We start from the raw sequence: 15,416 nt of genomic DNA on the forward strand, positions 1-15,416 counted from the left end.
GATATTCAACCTGCAATTTAAGAGTCTTAAAAAGTAAACAAAAACTATGCAACTTAGTAGAATAAGCAAAAAAATTAGGAGGAACTCACCGTCAGCTCTTTTTCGGAAGTGCTTTTGATGGTCGTATACTTCGATTTTAGCTTTAAAAATCTTTTTTCAAAATAATGGTAGGAGAGGTAAGATATTGCTACAGTCAATACCAAAGAGAGAATGCCCAAGGACGCTAATTTCAGACCATTTGGAACAGGTAAGATTTGAATGAAGGGGACTAATAATAACACGATCAGCTTGTGGTATACGTATATCCCGTATGAAAGCTTTCCGATGAAATTGAAAAATTTGTTCTCCAAATTAAGGAGTGGCTTTTTGAGGGTGATGTTTGAAAGGATCAATGAAAGTGTAACTAAAGCCACCAGCTGATGATCTATTAACATGGAAAATCTGAACTCTTCTAATAACATCACAATCAGGCTGATCAGCACGATCCACTGAGCAGCTTTGCTGGTAAGAAATTCAACCATCTTACTTTTTTGGTGATAAAGGACGGCCCCAATCCCTCCTATTCCCATGCAATCAAACCGATTCACTTTCAATACGGTATAAAAAATATCGCTATCGGTGTATTTGAAGATCACTAGGGCAAACACTTTTAACGCATAAAACGCCAAAACAAACACAAAGAGCTTGGTCAGGATTTTTTTGGTGCTCTTGAACAACCAAGGCCAGAATATATAAAATTGCTCCTCCACCCCGATGGACCATAAATGACTGATCGCCATCAGTCCCGCGCCAAGAATAAAAGGGACATTGGCAAAGAAGGTCAGGTAATAGAGAAGTTCTACTTGAATAATACTTGTGTCTAAAAAAAAGTAAAGGCAAGCAGCAGAAATAAAAATATAGAGGTAATAAATAGGCCAAATCCGAAGAATTCTCCGAATGTAAAAATCCTTCAGTTTGATGGTCCCTGACTTTTTTTGCTCCATCAACAATAAACTGGAAATCAAAAAGCCACTTAGGGTAAAAAACATGGTGACCCCATAATTGGCAATGTCCAATTCATCGATCTCCAATTGGGGATAAATATAATTGGCCCCTGTGATAATATGCGAAAGAAGGACTGACAAAGCTGCAATCGCTCTGATTCCATTTAAACCTTTGTAATAAAGGACCTTCTTTGCTTGGGCCATTAATTTCTAGATGAAAAATTAAATTTGATCGTGATCATGGACTTTAGGGTGATCATAGGCTTTTAAATTGAACAGTCAACTCGGGGGCTGGAGGCCTAGCATCATTTTTCATTTTAAATAGCTTCGCATATACCCGATGTTCCAATTGGTTTATTTCACCAGTTTTTATATCTGGAAGGCGGATCAATTCAGGTACCTGATCGTTCTTCTCAACTTTTTCAAACACCAGATTGTTTTCTTGGGTTAATTGGTTTCCCATATGATGTACCCAAGTATGCAACGTACTCAATCTCCAAGTACCTAATTGGTTGATGGGTATATCTATCCAGTTCAACTCACTACCGGATCCGATTTTGATAAAACTTGGCTCCTGTGGCATCCCGAAAAACAACTCACGTCTAATGGTAAATACCTGATGACCGCTTCCCATCACAGCTTCTACCCCTTTGCTATCCACTACCGGCAATAGCCCATCGTACCCAGGATCATAATTCCAACCATAGGAATCATACACCTCTTTGATCATTTCATGCTCTGAGGTTTCTTTGAACTTAAACCCCAATTCACCTTTTATGACAGCTTTTTGGGTGGAAGAGGAATGATAATACATATGTCTGGCGATTGGAAATGGTGCCACTGAACCTGCTTTGGGAAAATTCCTGAAAACTTTTTCCACTTCCTCCTGCCAACCATTCCTGAACAGGATATCACTATCGGATAAGGTAATCAGTTCCTCCCTGCATCCCCTGGCAGCTCCCATGATGGCGTCAATTTTACCGACATTTTCTTTGTGAGTAATCAAAGTTTCTATGACTCCTTGATCCTGCAATCCCCTCAACCAAGTCTTCACCTGATCGCAGGATCCATTGTCTACCACCGTAATTGCTGACCTCCCATGCTGGGTCAAATGGGCTGATTCAATGCACAACCGGTACACTTCCATCAAATCCTTGAAATAACCAGAAATCTCCGGAATAAACACAGGTATGATGATCCTGTGATGATATTTTTGGGCAATTTTGGAATCTAATTTTGCAGGGTTAATTCCTGTTCTCATGACTTCTCAACCTTTTTGGAATTCATTTTAGAGCATTTATAACAATCATTATTCAGCATCTTCCACCAATTTCCGGACAACTCTGGCAGGTCTTCCCATCACCAAGGTGTTGGGAGGCACATCATGGGTGACCAAAGATCCTGCTCCTACCATGGAATTCTCACCGATGGTGCAGCCACCCAAAATCACCGATGCGGCTCCTATGGAAGCGCCTTTCCTAATAACGGTGCGCTGAAATTCATCTGGATACTGCTTGGAACGGGGATATTTATCATTGGTAAACGTGACATTCGGACCAATGAAAACATCGTCCTCTACCGTCAAGCCGTCCCAAAGGAAAACACCGGATTTCACGGTCACCCGATCCCCTATCAACACATCATTTTCAATAAAGGTATGACAGTTGACATTGCAGTCTTTTCCAATGGAGGCTCCTTGCAAAACAACTGCATATTGCCATATACGGGTATTTTCTCCAATCTTTTTGGTTTGGACGTCAGCTAGCGGATGAATCATTGGATTGTATGAATTTCAAATAGTCAGAATAATCTCGTATGTAATCCTTTTCATTGTATTTTTCACTTGCCAACACCAAGCAAACGGCTCCAGAAGAAAAATTGATTTCGGAAGCCCAAATACCTGCAGGAATCATCAATCCCAAGTCAGGTCTATTCAATAATACTTGCCTTTTGGAATTTCCATCATCCAATAACACTTCGAAAGCTCCACTGACGGCCACTAAAAATTGATGGCACTCGTAGTGGGCATGGGCTCCTCTACTTTCCCCTCCAGGAATATCATATAAATAGAATACTCTTTTGGTTTCAAAAGGCAATTCTTTCAGGTTGGTGACTGGAGTGATATGGCCTTTTCGATCTCCTAATTTTGGGAGATACACCAAATTGCAGTCCCAAATTGTCTTATTCGCCATTTTTTAGGGTTTGGTATTGTTGAAAATCCCGAATATAATCTCCTTTCAAGTATTCTGAATCGGATAAATGCAGCGCCACAGAATTAGTTGAAAAATTCTCCAAATGCCTCCAGGTCATCTTTGGCAAGAACAAGGCCTGATAAGATCTATTCAAGGAAGTTCTGGTTTCATTCCCTTGTTCATCCGTAATGACCACATCGAAGGATCCACTTAAGGCAATAATAAGTTCTTGCTGCTTCCTAAATGCATGCCCGCCACGGATTTCTCCACCTGGAACATCATAGGTCCAAAACACCCGTTTGATTTCAAATGGAACTTGATCCGGGTATTGTAGAAAGGTTAAATTCCCCCTGGGGTCGAATATTTGCGGAAGTTTTACTTGCCCATTATTCTGCATATCATGAATCAATTTTCAATGGTTGAAGGTTCAAACTTGGTCTGAAACCACAATGCGGTAAAGAATACCTGCCGAATGGTAGGATAATATAATTTAGGGTTCTTCTTGAAATTCTCAACAATCCCCTTCACATCCAAATAACAATATGGCTTAAAAGAAAATAATTCGGAATTGGGTAAATTTTCCAGATGTTCTCTCAACATTGGGTTTTGTAAAATCAATTCATCCCAAGGAACCGATAAGCCTACTTTCCTATGCTGCGTGATGTAATCAGGAAGTTTTTTACCAATACTGTTCATCAGCAAGTCTTTGCCTTTTCCTTTGATATGAAAGTACTTATCCGGAAGACTTCCCACACCTACCACCAGGTTAGGATCCAGAAATGGATCTCTACACTCAATGGATGCTCCCATAGTGGTGCGGTCATTTCTGTCATTCAAGGTGTACAGATGTGTGTGTTGCTCCAGGTATAGCAGTTGTCGTAAGCGGTTGTTGGGATATACTTTCTTGGCTTCTTCCAAAATTCGAACTCTAAAATCCGGAAGTAAATTCGAAGATAGAACGCCCAGTTTTTTCAGGTCGGCCAGGTAGAGTTCATTGGAATTCATGAGGATTTCAGCCTCTCTATTCCCCATTCCCAAATAGCGTTTCATTTTTCTCAATCGGTCATTTTTCAACCATTTGTCGGGGATGAACCGAATTAAATTGAGCAGTCTATATCGGAGTTCGTTGTCATGGACTTTATACCTCACATAACCCCCAAGGATCTCATCCGCTCCTTCCCCAGATAGCAACACTTTCACTTCGGACTTTGCCTTTTCGGATATTCCCAACAAATGACCATCGGAAAAATGCATGATGGGCTCATCGTGTTGGAAAATAGATCTGGTGGTCAAATCTACTAGTTGCCCCCGATCAAACTCATAGCTATGGAAATTTGCCCCAAGCTCTTTGGATAGCTTTCTGGCTAAATGGGACTCATCATGCTCTTTATTGCTGAATGAAATATTCCATGCACTTAGATCCTCGAATCCTTGGCTTGACTGGCTATATAGGGTACTGCTGCTGTCCAAGCCTCCACTTAAAAGGGTACCTACAGGTACATCAGCGATCATCCTCAAACGAATGCTGTCATGGAAGGTCTCTTCAAACCATTCGTAGGGATTGGTGATTGTTTTTTGGGCAGCGATCTCATTCCCCAAGTGAAACCAGCGTTCTGATGAAACATGATTTCCTGAATCCTTTAATCGGATCAGGTATCCTGGCAACAACCGGAAGATATTTTTGAATACGGTGTTTTCTCCGGAGGTATATCGGTAAAGGAATAATTCGTCAAGCTGAGATTCCTGGATCTCTTTGGGAACTTCTCCAGCCCATAGGGCCTTGATCTCACTGGCAAAATAAAAACCGCGAGCGCTGTTGGAATAGAACAATGGCTTCACGCCGAATCTATCCCGCACCAAAATCATTTCCTGATTTCTTTTATCTAAAAAAGAAAATGCGAAAAATCCATTGAGTCGGCTTAGGCAATCTGTTCCATATTCCATCAACAGGAATAAGAGAACTTCGGTATCAGAGGTGGTTTTGAAGCTGTACCCCTTATTTTTTAGCTCTGGGTAAAAGGTCTTGAAGTTAAAAATCTCGCCATTAAACACTAAAATGTAATTCCCACAAGGAGATTCAAAGGGCTGGTTGGCTCCTTCACTCAAATCCAAAATGGAAAGTCTTCTATGTCCCAAGCCAATTTTACCCTCAGCCCAATGTGAGCCCGCATCGGGACCTCTATGAATCAAAGATTCCCGCATCGCAATCAGAGTGGATTCTGAAGCCGGTAACTCTTTATTCCAAAAACCTACAATTCCACACATGTATTGTTAATTAGTTTGCATTAAGGATCTGTACCTATCCGAGATGATTTTCATGTTTTTACGATAATCCACATGCTGCTCAATATACCTTCTGTTTTCTTCCAAAGCCTCTTCAACCTGAGCTCCAGCATGTAATGCGGACTCTATGGCATTTGCTAATTCAATAGGCTGACATGGAGCTACCAAATGTCCGTTCTTTCCATTTTTTATAAATGCCTGATTGGCAGGAAGGTCCGTAACAATAGGGTAACAGCCTGATGCAATCGCTTCAAACAATGAACTGGAAACTCCCTCTGTGGTGGGAACCGCAACATAGTAGCGGCATAAATCCATCAGTTCCGGTAATTGATCATTAGGAACATGCCCCTTTAAAATCAGCGTCTCCTCCAATTGGTATTGGTGGATTAAGGATTGTACTTCCGCTTTTTCTGGTCCTTCTCCGACCATATATCCTTTTATCTGAATGGACCTGTCCCGTAAGATCTTAACTGCCTCCACGATATCGATATGCCTATACAGATCATAGAAGGATCTGGTCACAATAAAAGCAGGCGTCAACTCCTGCTTATCGGGACATTGGTATCGGGATAAATCAATTCCTTTGGGCATCACCATGATTTTGTAAGGACTAGCCCCCGATTCCAACATGGCATAGGTCATCACATTTCCCCAAGCATGGATCAAATCCGCTTTTTTGTAAGCTAACCTCTGGAGAATACTTTTATAGAAACCTGAGAATCCACATTCTGGATACACGTCCGTGATTCCCTGCTGTGCTACTACTCGCTTTTTGGCATGTACGAATAAGGAGAAAAACCCATAACTGGTCGCACGCTCTGCCAACACCAAATCATAAGGTTTGGAAAATCGGGTCATCAGCAGCTTGCCGAAAAAACCCAAGGCAGCAAGCATTCTCAAAACCCTTGAATTTCCTTTCGGCAATTCCCTGGTTTCCAATTTTACTCCCAAGTTGGCTTCCACTCCCTTTATCCAACTGATGGCGTCTGCCCGGTAGGTTTCTCCTAGAAATAAAATTCTCATGAAATAATGGAGGTGTTTTTCAAAAAGCCAAGCACACTGTTTGGCTTCCAGTTAAGTTCATCAATCGCCTTCTGGGTATCAAATGTCAGCGTACTGGAAAGCTTTTTTACTTTCAAGGAATTAAGGGGAAAGAATGGGAAAAGGTCACCGATTTTTGCAACCAGCTGTATAGGAAGTTCCGGTATGGTTTTCACACGATACCCAAATCGTGATGCTATAGATGAGTCAATTTCCGATAAACTGGCAGGTGCAGGATCACATAAATGATAAATCCCGGGAGGTTTGTGCGCTAGTTCACCGATCAGCTTGGCCACATCTTCCGCCAAAACCATGGACTTTTTGTTGAGTCCTTTCCCGATCCTGAAATACATCTTTTTCTTGATTGCCTTCGCTATAGCCGATAGGTTACCGGGAGGGTTTTCACCCACCACCAAAGGGAGCCTAAAAATAAAAGTCTTTACCCCATTTTTTTCAGCCCATTCCAAAATCAGGTTTTCTGCTTCAATTTTACTTTTCCCATAGGGGTTTTCCCCATTGAGAGGGGTCGATTCCCTGACCATATCTCCTTCATCCAATCCATAAACCGCCACGGTGCTGATGTAAACAAATAGTTTAGGAATCTCTTTCAGACCCCTTAATAGTTTTTCTGTACCACCTACATTGACCTCAAAAAAGGACTGTTTTTCGGACTCGGTTTTGGGGATAAAATGAGCTGGACTCGCAGCATGGATCACCCAATCAACCGAAGGAATCGAGGGCAGGTCCTTGCTGAAATCAGCCTGAAGGCTGTTCTTTGCGGATCTACCCAAAGTGATGACTTCATGTTCTTTTTGGAGTGCCTTGAAAATATAGGCTCCTAAAAAGCCTGTTCCTCCCGTTAATAAAACCTTCATGAATATACCTCCTCGATTCCTTTAAGCATTTTTCTGGCAAGGAAGTCTGCATCAAATTCCTCTTTGGCTATTGCCATGCTTCTTGCCCCCATGTCCTCCAAAATGGCTCGATGATCCTTTAAATAAACCAACAGATCAGCCAATTGGGCTGGATCGTTGGGCGACAGTGTATAGCCGATTTTATTCTTGTCTAAGAAATCCTTCATCCAACCTTGGGTATTTTGAACTACGGGTACTCCAGCGGATAAGGATTCAAAAAACTTATTGGGTGAAGAGGTATCTAAGACGCGGGTTCCTTTCAATGGAACCAAAGAGACCATGGCATGCTGAATGAGTGGAACCAATTTATATTTTGGCATTAATCCTAATCTAATGAGGGTATTTAATCCTTCCTCTTGAATCGCTTGATCGATCATTTCCCTTTGTTGCCCTTCCCCAATCATAAAAATCTGGACATCATCAATACCCCTTTCTTGAAGAATTCTTGCAGCATCCAATAACCAGATTGAATTATTGACCTCTCCTATATTCCCCGTATAGATGGCATAATGATAGGGCTTGACCGGTGCATCTGCCGGAAAATTTGCGGGGGTAGAAAACAAGGATATGTTCGCCGCATTGGTAACTGAAATCACCTTGGTTTGAGGGGACTTTTCCAAAATCTCCGACTTCATCCCTTCTGAAAGCGCAACCACTAAACTGGAGGATTTGTAACAAAACTTTTCAAAGGCCAGGGATAATTTCTTGAGCAATGGGTTCTTGATGATCCCAAGCTCTATGGCTCCATCGGGCCATAAATCCCGAACTTCAAACACCAATTTCCTTCCACGAAAATACCTCGCAATCAAACCAGGTAATCCTACTGTGATGGGGCCACTGGAGGCAATAACCAGATCACAGGAATAGGTCAAGGCATACCAGCAGGAGATAAAGGAATAAGCAAGGAATGAAAAAATCCTTTTCAAGAATGGCTGTCTGTTATCAATTCGAACATTAATGATAATGACTTTCACCCCTTCATAATAGTTCGTTTGAATAAACTTAGAAGCAGAAATATCGGATTTTGAATATACACTGGTAACCACCGTCACTTGATGTCCTTCCTTCACCCATTCTTTGGTAAACTCATGTACTCTTGTGCCCCAAGATCCTTTGGAGGTGGCAAAATATTGATAGAAATAAAGGATGTTCATGAATTTGGTTCTTCCAATAAGGATAAAAAATGTTTTAGCTTTCCGGACTTCTCCCGATTTATTTGATCAACTTTTTTTAGTCTTAGGGTCAAGCCCTTTTCCAAGTAGGTGTCAAAAGCCTCTTGAATGCAGGATATGGACCGGGCATCCAATGGTTCTTCCATGACTACATCCACTTCAAAGGTATCTCGTTGGATTTGCCTTACCTGGTATTCATCTAACTTCAAAAAGGAGGTAGTCAAATGCTTGGAAATATAATACAATGAAAATCCAGGGGCTTTTCTTCCGGAAGGAAGAACTATGGTATCATTCAAACGACCATTGAGTTGTGTCAACTCATCCTGAATTGAATAGCTATCCCTTTTAAAAGCACCTAAATCCCCGACTTCATACCTGATAAAAGGCATGGCTTTGTTGTAAATGTTCGTGAAAATAAAACTACCTCCTTCTTCTGGATTCAAAATCTGATAGTTTTCATCCGCCACTTCAGCAATCACTGTTTCTGAAGAAAGCCTTCTTTTACCCTCATGATCAGTCATGGCAAGGAACTCTAATTCGGATGCTCCATATTCATTGTAAACAGGAAGTCCAAATTGGGATTCCAGAAATACTTTGTCTTCTTCTGTACATTGCTCAGAAGTCACAATGGATCCTTTCAAGGTAGGACAGATGTCCTTTAGAACGATCCCTTTTTTCTGTAGATACCGGGCAAAAAACAATTGGGAATTGGTATACCCATAGGTATAGATAAACTTCTTTGTTTTGAAATTCTGGATATAAAACTCCATGTTTTGATCTGAAAAATCAAAAACTATGAACCTGTACCGATTCATGAGTTTATCTTTTAGCCTTTCCTTATGATACTGGGGAAACCCTAAAGGGATGCCATAAAATCTTGCCTGAAAATCATTTTGCGAAAACCCGATTTTCTGGTATCGATCCACGATCAATGCCCAGGTCATGCTATGACAAAATTTATCCTTGGCAAATTTTAAGGGAATTCCAGATGAACCTGAAGTATTCCCAAAATGCAGGTCTTTTTTGGAAATCCCATGACTCAGTTTCTCAGTAAAATCCACTTGGATATCCTTTTTCTTGACAATGGGTAAATCTTCCCATCTGTCAGGAAAATGCTTTCCTACCAGTTTTTTATAAAGTGGATTATGTTCATAGTGGAACTTGGCAGTTTCCCATCCTTTCTTAGTTCTCCAATCTTCAAACTGGTCTTTGGAGTAGGATTGGAGGGTTGCCAACTCTTTTTGGGCCGCTTCAATAGGGTATCCCTGAAACTTCAATAAATCAAGAATATTCAACATGTCAGCTTACAGAAACTGGTTCAGGATGAATGGGTTCAAGCTTTTTAACTCCTTTAGCAGGTGTCTTTTTCCCCAAAGTAGGTTTTACATAAAGTAGACTTAATCCAATAAAAAGTGGGGTAAGATAAGTCCTCATGGCCGCATGAAAAGTCGTGTACAAGGCAATGATGAAAAAGGCTACCATGATCCCTTTTTCCATTGGTGTTTGTTTTTTCAGTAATATTTGAACCAATACATAGAGCAGCAGCACAAAATAAATGAGGCCCAGTAATCCATGCTCTGATAGCAATCGGCTCATCTCCACATGGGAAAGGTAGAAATAGCTGAAATTCCGCATATAGGAGGATGCTCCTGCTCCTACCCCTAAAATGGGTGAATCCCCCCATAACTGCATATCCTCCAAGAAAATCTCTACTCTTCCTGTAGTGATCGAGTTGAGTGACTTTTCTTTGGTTCCTGCCAAGGTTCCTTCTGTTTCTCCCAAGTACCTTAGGCTCAATAGGCCTCCTGTTAAACTGTCGGCAACCTGAAATGTGATCAATACCAAAAATAAAGAGAGTAAGAAGGCCTTCCCCAAATTAGGGAGCTTGAACAGGGTTTTCTGTTTCTTAGGAGTCTTAATTACAAAATAAAACACAATCATGATCCCCAAGGCACCTCCCAGGATTCCCCCTCTGGAAAAGGTCAGCAACCCCTGGAAACCGAATAGAAAAAACAACAGGAAGTCTGTGATTCGGTATCCTGTCAAATTCCATTTGTTGATGAGGAAAATGAAAGAGATAAACATTCCCAAGCCCAACACGGTGGAAACCTGATTGGACCCACCTCCACCACTGGTGGCGAAATTTGCTCCTAAGGTAAATTCCAGCTCATTATAGGAAGGGGTTTTAAAAATAGTCGAAGCAAGAATCGCTATCAAGGGAAGGATACTAATCCTTAATAACCGAATCAACTGAAGTTTAGAAATCGATTTTCCATAAAAAAGCCAGATGGCCATGGCCACATTGATAGGTCCCATCAAATTGAAAATCAATGAACCTCTGTTGACCTCTCCTGAAAGATCGAAGAATGCAGAGGGCAGGAGTAACAGGACCATCACCAGCCCGATATGACTTTTGGTCTTGAACTTATACACCCCAATGCAAAGCATCAGAAACAAGAGGTATTTCCCCAATTCATAGGGGATAAAAGGGGACGTCTGAGACATCCTTGCCAACAGCTCAAACGAGGTCAGGTAGGCTATAAACAGGCAAAAAGGAAAGATGGATTTACTTTTGATCACGACATAAAACGAAGTCGCAAACACTAAATAAAACCAGGCAATTAATCCCCATGGAGTAATCGAGGAGACGATCCCCAAAAACACATGGAACAACACCCACCCAAATCGGGATTTAGAACTGATAATCCGCTTTATCATACAGGTTGGGGCTAAGCCATTTTTTGTTCAAATGCCGGTAAAGCAATCGGTAAATACTTTTTGAAGAAGTTTGAAGGCCCATAGTTGGCTTCTGTCTGCTCCTGAAATTGATACCCACGCTGAATGGCCTGAGGATACTTATTAAACACTCTTAGAATTGCTTCATGGAGCTGTTCCGGTGATTTAGAAGGGATCAATTCCCCCAAGGATCCACCTCCCAAAACATCTGCACATTGTCCTACATTCGTTGCAATGGTAGGCAAGGCTCCCATTCCATATTCCAAAAGGGCAACAGGTAGTCCTTCGGATTCTGAACTCAAAATCCCCAAATGTGCCATTTCAATATAGGGAGTGACATTCACAACGGGTCCTACTATCTCTACCTGCTCCTGTAACCCAAGCGCATCTATTTCTTCTTTGATTGCTGTCAACCAATCTTTCTCCACAAACTCACCTAGCAAATACACTTTAAAATCTCCTAGCTTCTCTTTTAATCCGGTAAGGGACCTGATAAGTGTTAACTGATCCTTTTGCCTTCTGAAATTTGCAATATTGATGATTTTAAAGGTGGAGCCCAATTTCCTTTCGGGAACTGCTGTAAGTTTTCCTGAAAAGTTCTCGATGAAATAGGTGGAATCTGCCATCATCGGAAATCTTGATTTCCAATAACTTTCAATTTTCTCATTGACAGAAATGATCAAATCCACAGAGGAAATCAGGTAATCCATTTCCTTTCTTGGATGTTGATCCAACTGTTCACTCATCCCAAAATGATCGTGCCATATCAGTTTGGTGTTGGGGAGAAACTTCTTCAGCAATGCCCCCCAAAATATGGATGTCTGATGTACATGCAGTACATCTGGAGCCTCTTTTTTCAACAAGCTCAAAATTTGGAAGAAGGTAAAAACATCCAGCTTTCCTTTCTTCTTGAATATGAATTTCTTTACTGAAGGCAGTAAATATTCCTCCAACCCCCCGGATTCTCTTGTGACAATCAAGCCACTCTCCACCCCTATTTCAGTTAAGCCATTGGCAATATTTACCGACATTCTCTCAGTCCCTCCCATGCTAAGGGAATCAACCAATTGAAAAATCTTGGGCTTATTTGGGCTAGTTGTCCTCATTAATTTGATTTGGCAATCACTACTAAGCTGAATCCAAAGATTTTGGAGTAGATCCATGGATTCAACGCCACCATGATTCTTTTTAATGGAGAAAAGAGTTTTTGAAGTACTGTTTCATTATTCGAGGGAGCCTTGATCGTCTCTCTAGAAAAATCATAATCCAAAATCTGTAAGCCTGCCATGGTAATCATATTCAAAGCAGAGTTGACATTCAAAAATATCAAATGACCAGGATTCTGGATTTTTTGTCTTTGAAGGTTTCTTAGGTTCACACTTAAGCAATCATCCAAAGGAATATGAAAGGCGATAATCTTACCTTTCTTGGAGACATTTTTGATAAAATCAACTGGGTTTGTCACGTGTTCAAACACATCGGTTAAGGTAATCAAGTCCGCATCGGTCCCTATTTCCACAAAATCCCCATGTACAAAACGAATAGGATCCATCTTCATGTCTTTCACATGTGGGGAAACATCGTATCCTTTGACCTCTTGGATAGGGTTGCCTTTTTGGGAAAATGCTTGCGATATACCAAGTAATACTCCCCCGGCACCACAGCCTACATCCGCATAGGAATTCACTTTTATATCAGCTTTGTCTAAAATAGGATTCAGCAACCTTAGAATTGCACTGACCTTAAAATCAGCATCTTCCAAGTGGCGCTTTGTATCAGAAAAATAGGTGCCTTCTTTATACATTCTTAATTAACTTCTTTATTTCCAGTTCAAAACTTTCCTTGGTAAAAGCTTTGGACCATTCTTTTGAATTTCTAGACTTTCTAAAAAAATCTTCTGGGTTTGTCAGGTAATGGTTGATTCTCTCTACTACTTTTCCTGGATCCTTATCCACTAAATCTCCCCGCTCTCCATTTGCCAACATAAATGGAACGCAAGATACGGGAGTTGTAATGGGCAGGCAACCAAAATACATGGATTCGGCTACAACTTTAGGCCATCCTTCACTTTCCGATAAAAATATTAAAAAGTGGGATTGTTTGTACTTATTCTTCAATCGTTCACTGTCCAAATTCCCACAAAGTTCCACTTCTTCTTCCAGGCTATTTTCTTTCACAAATTGGCGAAGTGGTTCCATTTGATCCCCTTCTCCACAAAAAGTCAATTTAAAGTTGACTTCCTGCAATTTTAATAGGCGGGCTACCTCCGCAGCCATGAGTGGATTTTTCCCGGGTACCAGCGCCCCTACAAAAAGTAATTGTAGTTGGGGTCTGTATAGTTTATTTTCACGCTGTAGCGCTTCTCTGTGATCTTCCTGGGATTCATTCTGACTATAAGAAAACGTAAAAAAAGGAACTATATTCTGACTTTGGTTGGGCCATTTCCCATAAACCAACACGCTCATGTTTTTTGCAAATGTGGGGTTGGAAACCAATCGCTGTTGGAGCTTATAGGTATATGGCTGGTCGCTTTCCGGGTCCCAATTCCCAGCATATTTGGCTGTTTTGGCTTTGGATGGGAAAAAGTACTGAAGAACCGCTCCTGCCAATCCCATGTTTCCAGGACACCTCAAGTGAATATGGTCTGTTGACCTCATCGCCTGAAGTATTTTAGCAAGGGTCCCTGGTAAGGACCCTAGGGTTTGGACTCTCCCCCTCCAAGTGGTCAAGTTGATTTCCTGAACAGGTACAAATCGGATGTTTTCATGCTCGTAGGCAATCTCTATTGGATTCAATTCTCTATCCTCTGACAGCGGTGCTAGGATCGTAACGGAGGTAAAAAATTTGGTCCAGATATTCATTTCTCTTACATAGGGACCATAGGCATAATAGTTACCTCCTTTTTTGACATGATGCACATGGGTAAGAATCAAAAAATTCATCCAGCTACTACTTGCCTAAAAAAGTCTATGTTTTTATGGACCAGTTTGTCAATGGAGAAGCGTTCCAACACATCTTTTCTTGCCGCCTCTGCCATTTTCAGATTTTTTTCCTTATCGCTGAGCATTTCCAACAACACGCTCTCTACACTTGCTACATCTCTTGGATCACATACCCTTCCGGTAACATGATCATTCACCACTTCTGGACCAGGCCCTAAAACAGATCCCAAAAATGCCTTCCCCATACTCAATACTTCAATCCAAGCCAAGGGCATCGCTTCCATATGGGAGGGATAGGCACAGATTTCTGCTGCTTCCATGTATTTTGGAAGCTCATGGTTTGCAACTGGCCCTAAGAACTTGATGGAATCTTTTACGGCATCCTGAATTTGAGAATCTTTCAAATACTGAATATAGGACCTTCCATCCGGGAAAAACCAATCTCTTCCGGCGATGTACAATTCACTTTCTGGAAATCGTTCTTTGATTTTTGGAAAGGCCAAGATCAATTGCCTCACTCCTTTTTTCTCGCATACGGTACCCGCAAAAAATATTCTTCCAGGTACCATTTTACTGGGGTCTGCCTGATAGAAATGTTCAAGGTTCGCAGGGTTATAAATAACAGGTCCTTTCTTATCTGCAAAATCCAGGTAGTTGGCAGTATGGTTAATCACATATTCACTCACCCCAAAAACCATGTCCGCCTTTCTAAATGAGCGCTTTTCCTGAAAGCCTTTCCAAGGGTCAATTGGCCGGTTCTCTGATTCTGCAAAGAAATGATGGCCTCCATTCATCCGTATCAAATACTTGATACCAGGAATCTTTTTGATAAATGCCAAGCCCAATTCTGTGGACTCTACGATAGATATGGGATGCTTTTGATGGATTTCCTTGATTTTGGAGTTGATCGCCTGAAATGTCAAATACCATGTAATGGGTTTTACTTTTCTAGGCTTTAATCTATAAACGTGCACTCCTTCATCAAGCGTCTCTTCGTATTCATCGGTATAGTTCAACCCTACAATGGAAACACGAATGTCATGCTTTACAAGATTCCTAGCCAGAATCTGAAGAAAAGTCCCTACTCCTCCATGGGGAAAACCTGCTTTGGGGTATTCACTGGATAAAAAGCAAATATGCATGATCTTTTTCT

General features: G+C 41.2%; 15 protein-coding genes. All 15 read right to left on the bottom strand.

Annotation, left to right across the window (positions count from 1 at the left end; translation table 11 throughout):
• Window positions 1-74: 74 nt before the first annotated feature.
• Genes BUR11_RS10100 through BUR11_RS10170 form a run of 15 tightly spaced genes read right to left on the bottom strand, consistent with a single transcriptional unit; the run spans window position 75 to window position 15,405 of the window.
• Window positions 75-1,187: an acyltransferase family protein gene (locus BUR11_RS10100; protein ID WP_074224690.1), complete on the bottom strand. Its 1,113-nt coding sequence runs from the start codon at window positions 1,185-1,187 to the stop codon at window positions 75-77.
• 52 nt (window positions 1,188-1,239) lie between these two features.
• Window positions 1,240-2,244: a glycosyltransferase family A protein gene (locus BUR11_RS10105; protein ID WP_074224691.1), complete on the bottom strand. Its 1,005-nt coding sequence runs from the start codon at window positions 2,242-2,244 to the stop codon at window positions 1,240-1,242.
• Window positions 2,245-2,292: 48 nt separating this feature from the next.
• Entirely contained in the window at window positions 2,293-2,760 is a 468-nt protein-coding gene (locus tag BUR11_RS21360) for an acyltransferase (RefSeq protein ID WP_074224692.1), read from the bottom strand.
• On the bottom strand, window positions 2,741-3,175 hold the full coding sequence (locus BUR11_RS10115; RefSeq protein WP_074224693.1) for a sugar 3,4-ketoisomerase: 435 nt from the start codon (window positions 3,173-3,175) through the stop codon (window positions 2,741-2,743). The genes BUR11_RS21360 and BUR11_RS10115 overlap by 20 nt, the downstream gene beginning before the upstream one ends.
• The gene (locus tag BUR11_RS10120) at window positions 3,165-3,572 is read right to left on the bottom strand and encodes a sugar 3,4-ketoisomerase (protein ID WP_074224694.1); all 408 of its coding nucleotides are present in this window, start codon (window positions 3,570-3,572) and stop codon (window positions 3,165-3,167) included. The genes BUR11_RS10115 and BUR11_RS10120 overlap by 11 nt, the downstream gene beginning before the upstream one ends.
• Window positions 3,573-3,580: 8 nt before the next feature.
• A complete protein-coding gene (gene asnB, locus BUR11_RS10125; protein ID WP_074224695.1) occupies window positions 3,581-5,440 on the bottom strand; it encodes an asparagine synthase (glutamine-hydrolyzing) in 1,860 nt (619 codons plus the stop codon).
• A 6-nt stretch (window positions 5,441-5,446) separates the two neighbouring features.
• Window positions 5,447-6,481, bottom strand: coding sequence for a glycosyltransferase family 4 protein (locus tag BUR11_RS10130; protein ID WP_074224696.1), 1,035 nt, complete (start codon window positions 6,479-6,481; stop codon window positions 5,447-5,449).
• Window positions 6,478-7,374, bottom strand: a complete 897-nt coding sequence (locus BUR11_RS10135; protein WP_074224697.1) for an NAD-dependent epimerase/dehydratase family protein — start codon at window positions 7,372-7,374, stop codon at window positions 6,478-6,480. The genes BUR11_RS10130 and BUR11_RS10135 overlap by 4 nt, the downstream gene beginning before the upstream one ends.
• Window positions 7,371-8,567, bottom strand: coding sequence for a glycosyltransferase family 4 protein (locus BUR11_RS10140; protein WP_074224698.1), 1,197 nt, complete (start codon window positions 8,565-8,567; stop codon window positions 7,371-7,373). The genes BUR11_RS10135 and BUR11_RS10140 overlap by 4 nt, the downstream gene beginning before the upstream one ends.
• A complete protein-coding gene (locus tag BUR11_RS10145; protein ID WP_074224699.1) occupies window positions 8,564-9,883 on the bottom strand; it encodes an acyl-CoA synthetase family protein in 1,320 nt (439 codons plus the stop codon). Before BUR11_RS10145 ends, BUR11_RS10140 begins: the two co-directional genes overlap by 4 nt.
• A 1-nt stretch (window position 9,884) precedes the next feature.
• Window positions 9,885-11,303: an O-antigen ligase family protein gene (locus BUR11_RS10150; protein WP_074224700.1), complete on the bottom strand. Its 1,419-nt coding sequence runs from the start codon at window positions 11,301-11,303 to the stop codon at window positions 9,885-9,887.
• Between the two features lie 11 nt (window positions 11,304-11,314).
• On the bottom strand, window positions 11,315-12,427 hold the full coding sequence (locus tag BUR11_RS10155; RefSeq protein ID WP_074224701.1) for a glycosyltransferase: 1,113 nt from the start codon (window positions 12,425-12,427) through the stop codon (window positions 11,315-11,317).
• Window positions 12,427-13,125, bottom strand: coding sequence for a class I SAM-dependent methyltransferase (locus tag BUR11_RS10160; RefSeq protein WP_074224702.1), 699 nt, complete (start codon window positions 13,123-13,125; stop codon window positions 12,427-12,429). The genes BUR11_RS10155 and BUR11_RS10160 overlap by 1 nt, the downstream gene beginning before the upstream one ends.
• Window positions 13,118-14,263, bottom strand: a complete 1,146-nt coding sequence (locus BUR11_RS10165; RefSeq protein WP_074224703.1) for a glycosyltransferase — start codon at window positions 14,261-14,263, stop codon at window positions 13,118-13,120. The genes BUR11_RS10160 and BUR11_RS10165 overlap by 8 nt, the downstream gene beginning before the upstream one ends.
• Window positions 14,260-15,405 carry a glycosyltransferase family 4 protein gene (locus tag BUR11_RS10170; RefSeq protein ID WP_074224704.1) on the bottom strand — a complete coding sequence of 382 codons (1,146 nt, stop codon included), beginning with the start codon at window positions 15,403-15,405 and terminating at the stop codon, window positions 14,260-14,262. Before BUR11_RS10170 ends, BUR11_RS10165 begins: the two co-directional genes overlap by 4 nt.
• Between the last annotated feature and the right edge of the window lie 11 nt (window positions 15,406-15,416).

Source organism: Algoriphagus halophilus, from assembly GCF_900129785.1.
Taxonomy (GTDB): Bacteria; Bacteroidota; Bacteroidia; order Cytophagales; family Cyclobacteriaceae; genus Algoriphagus; species Algoriphagus halophilus.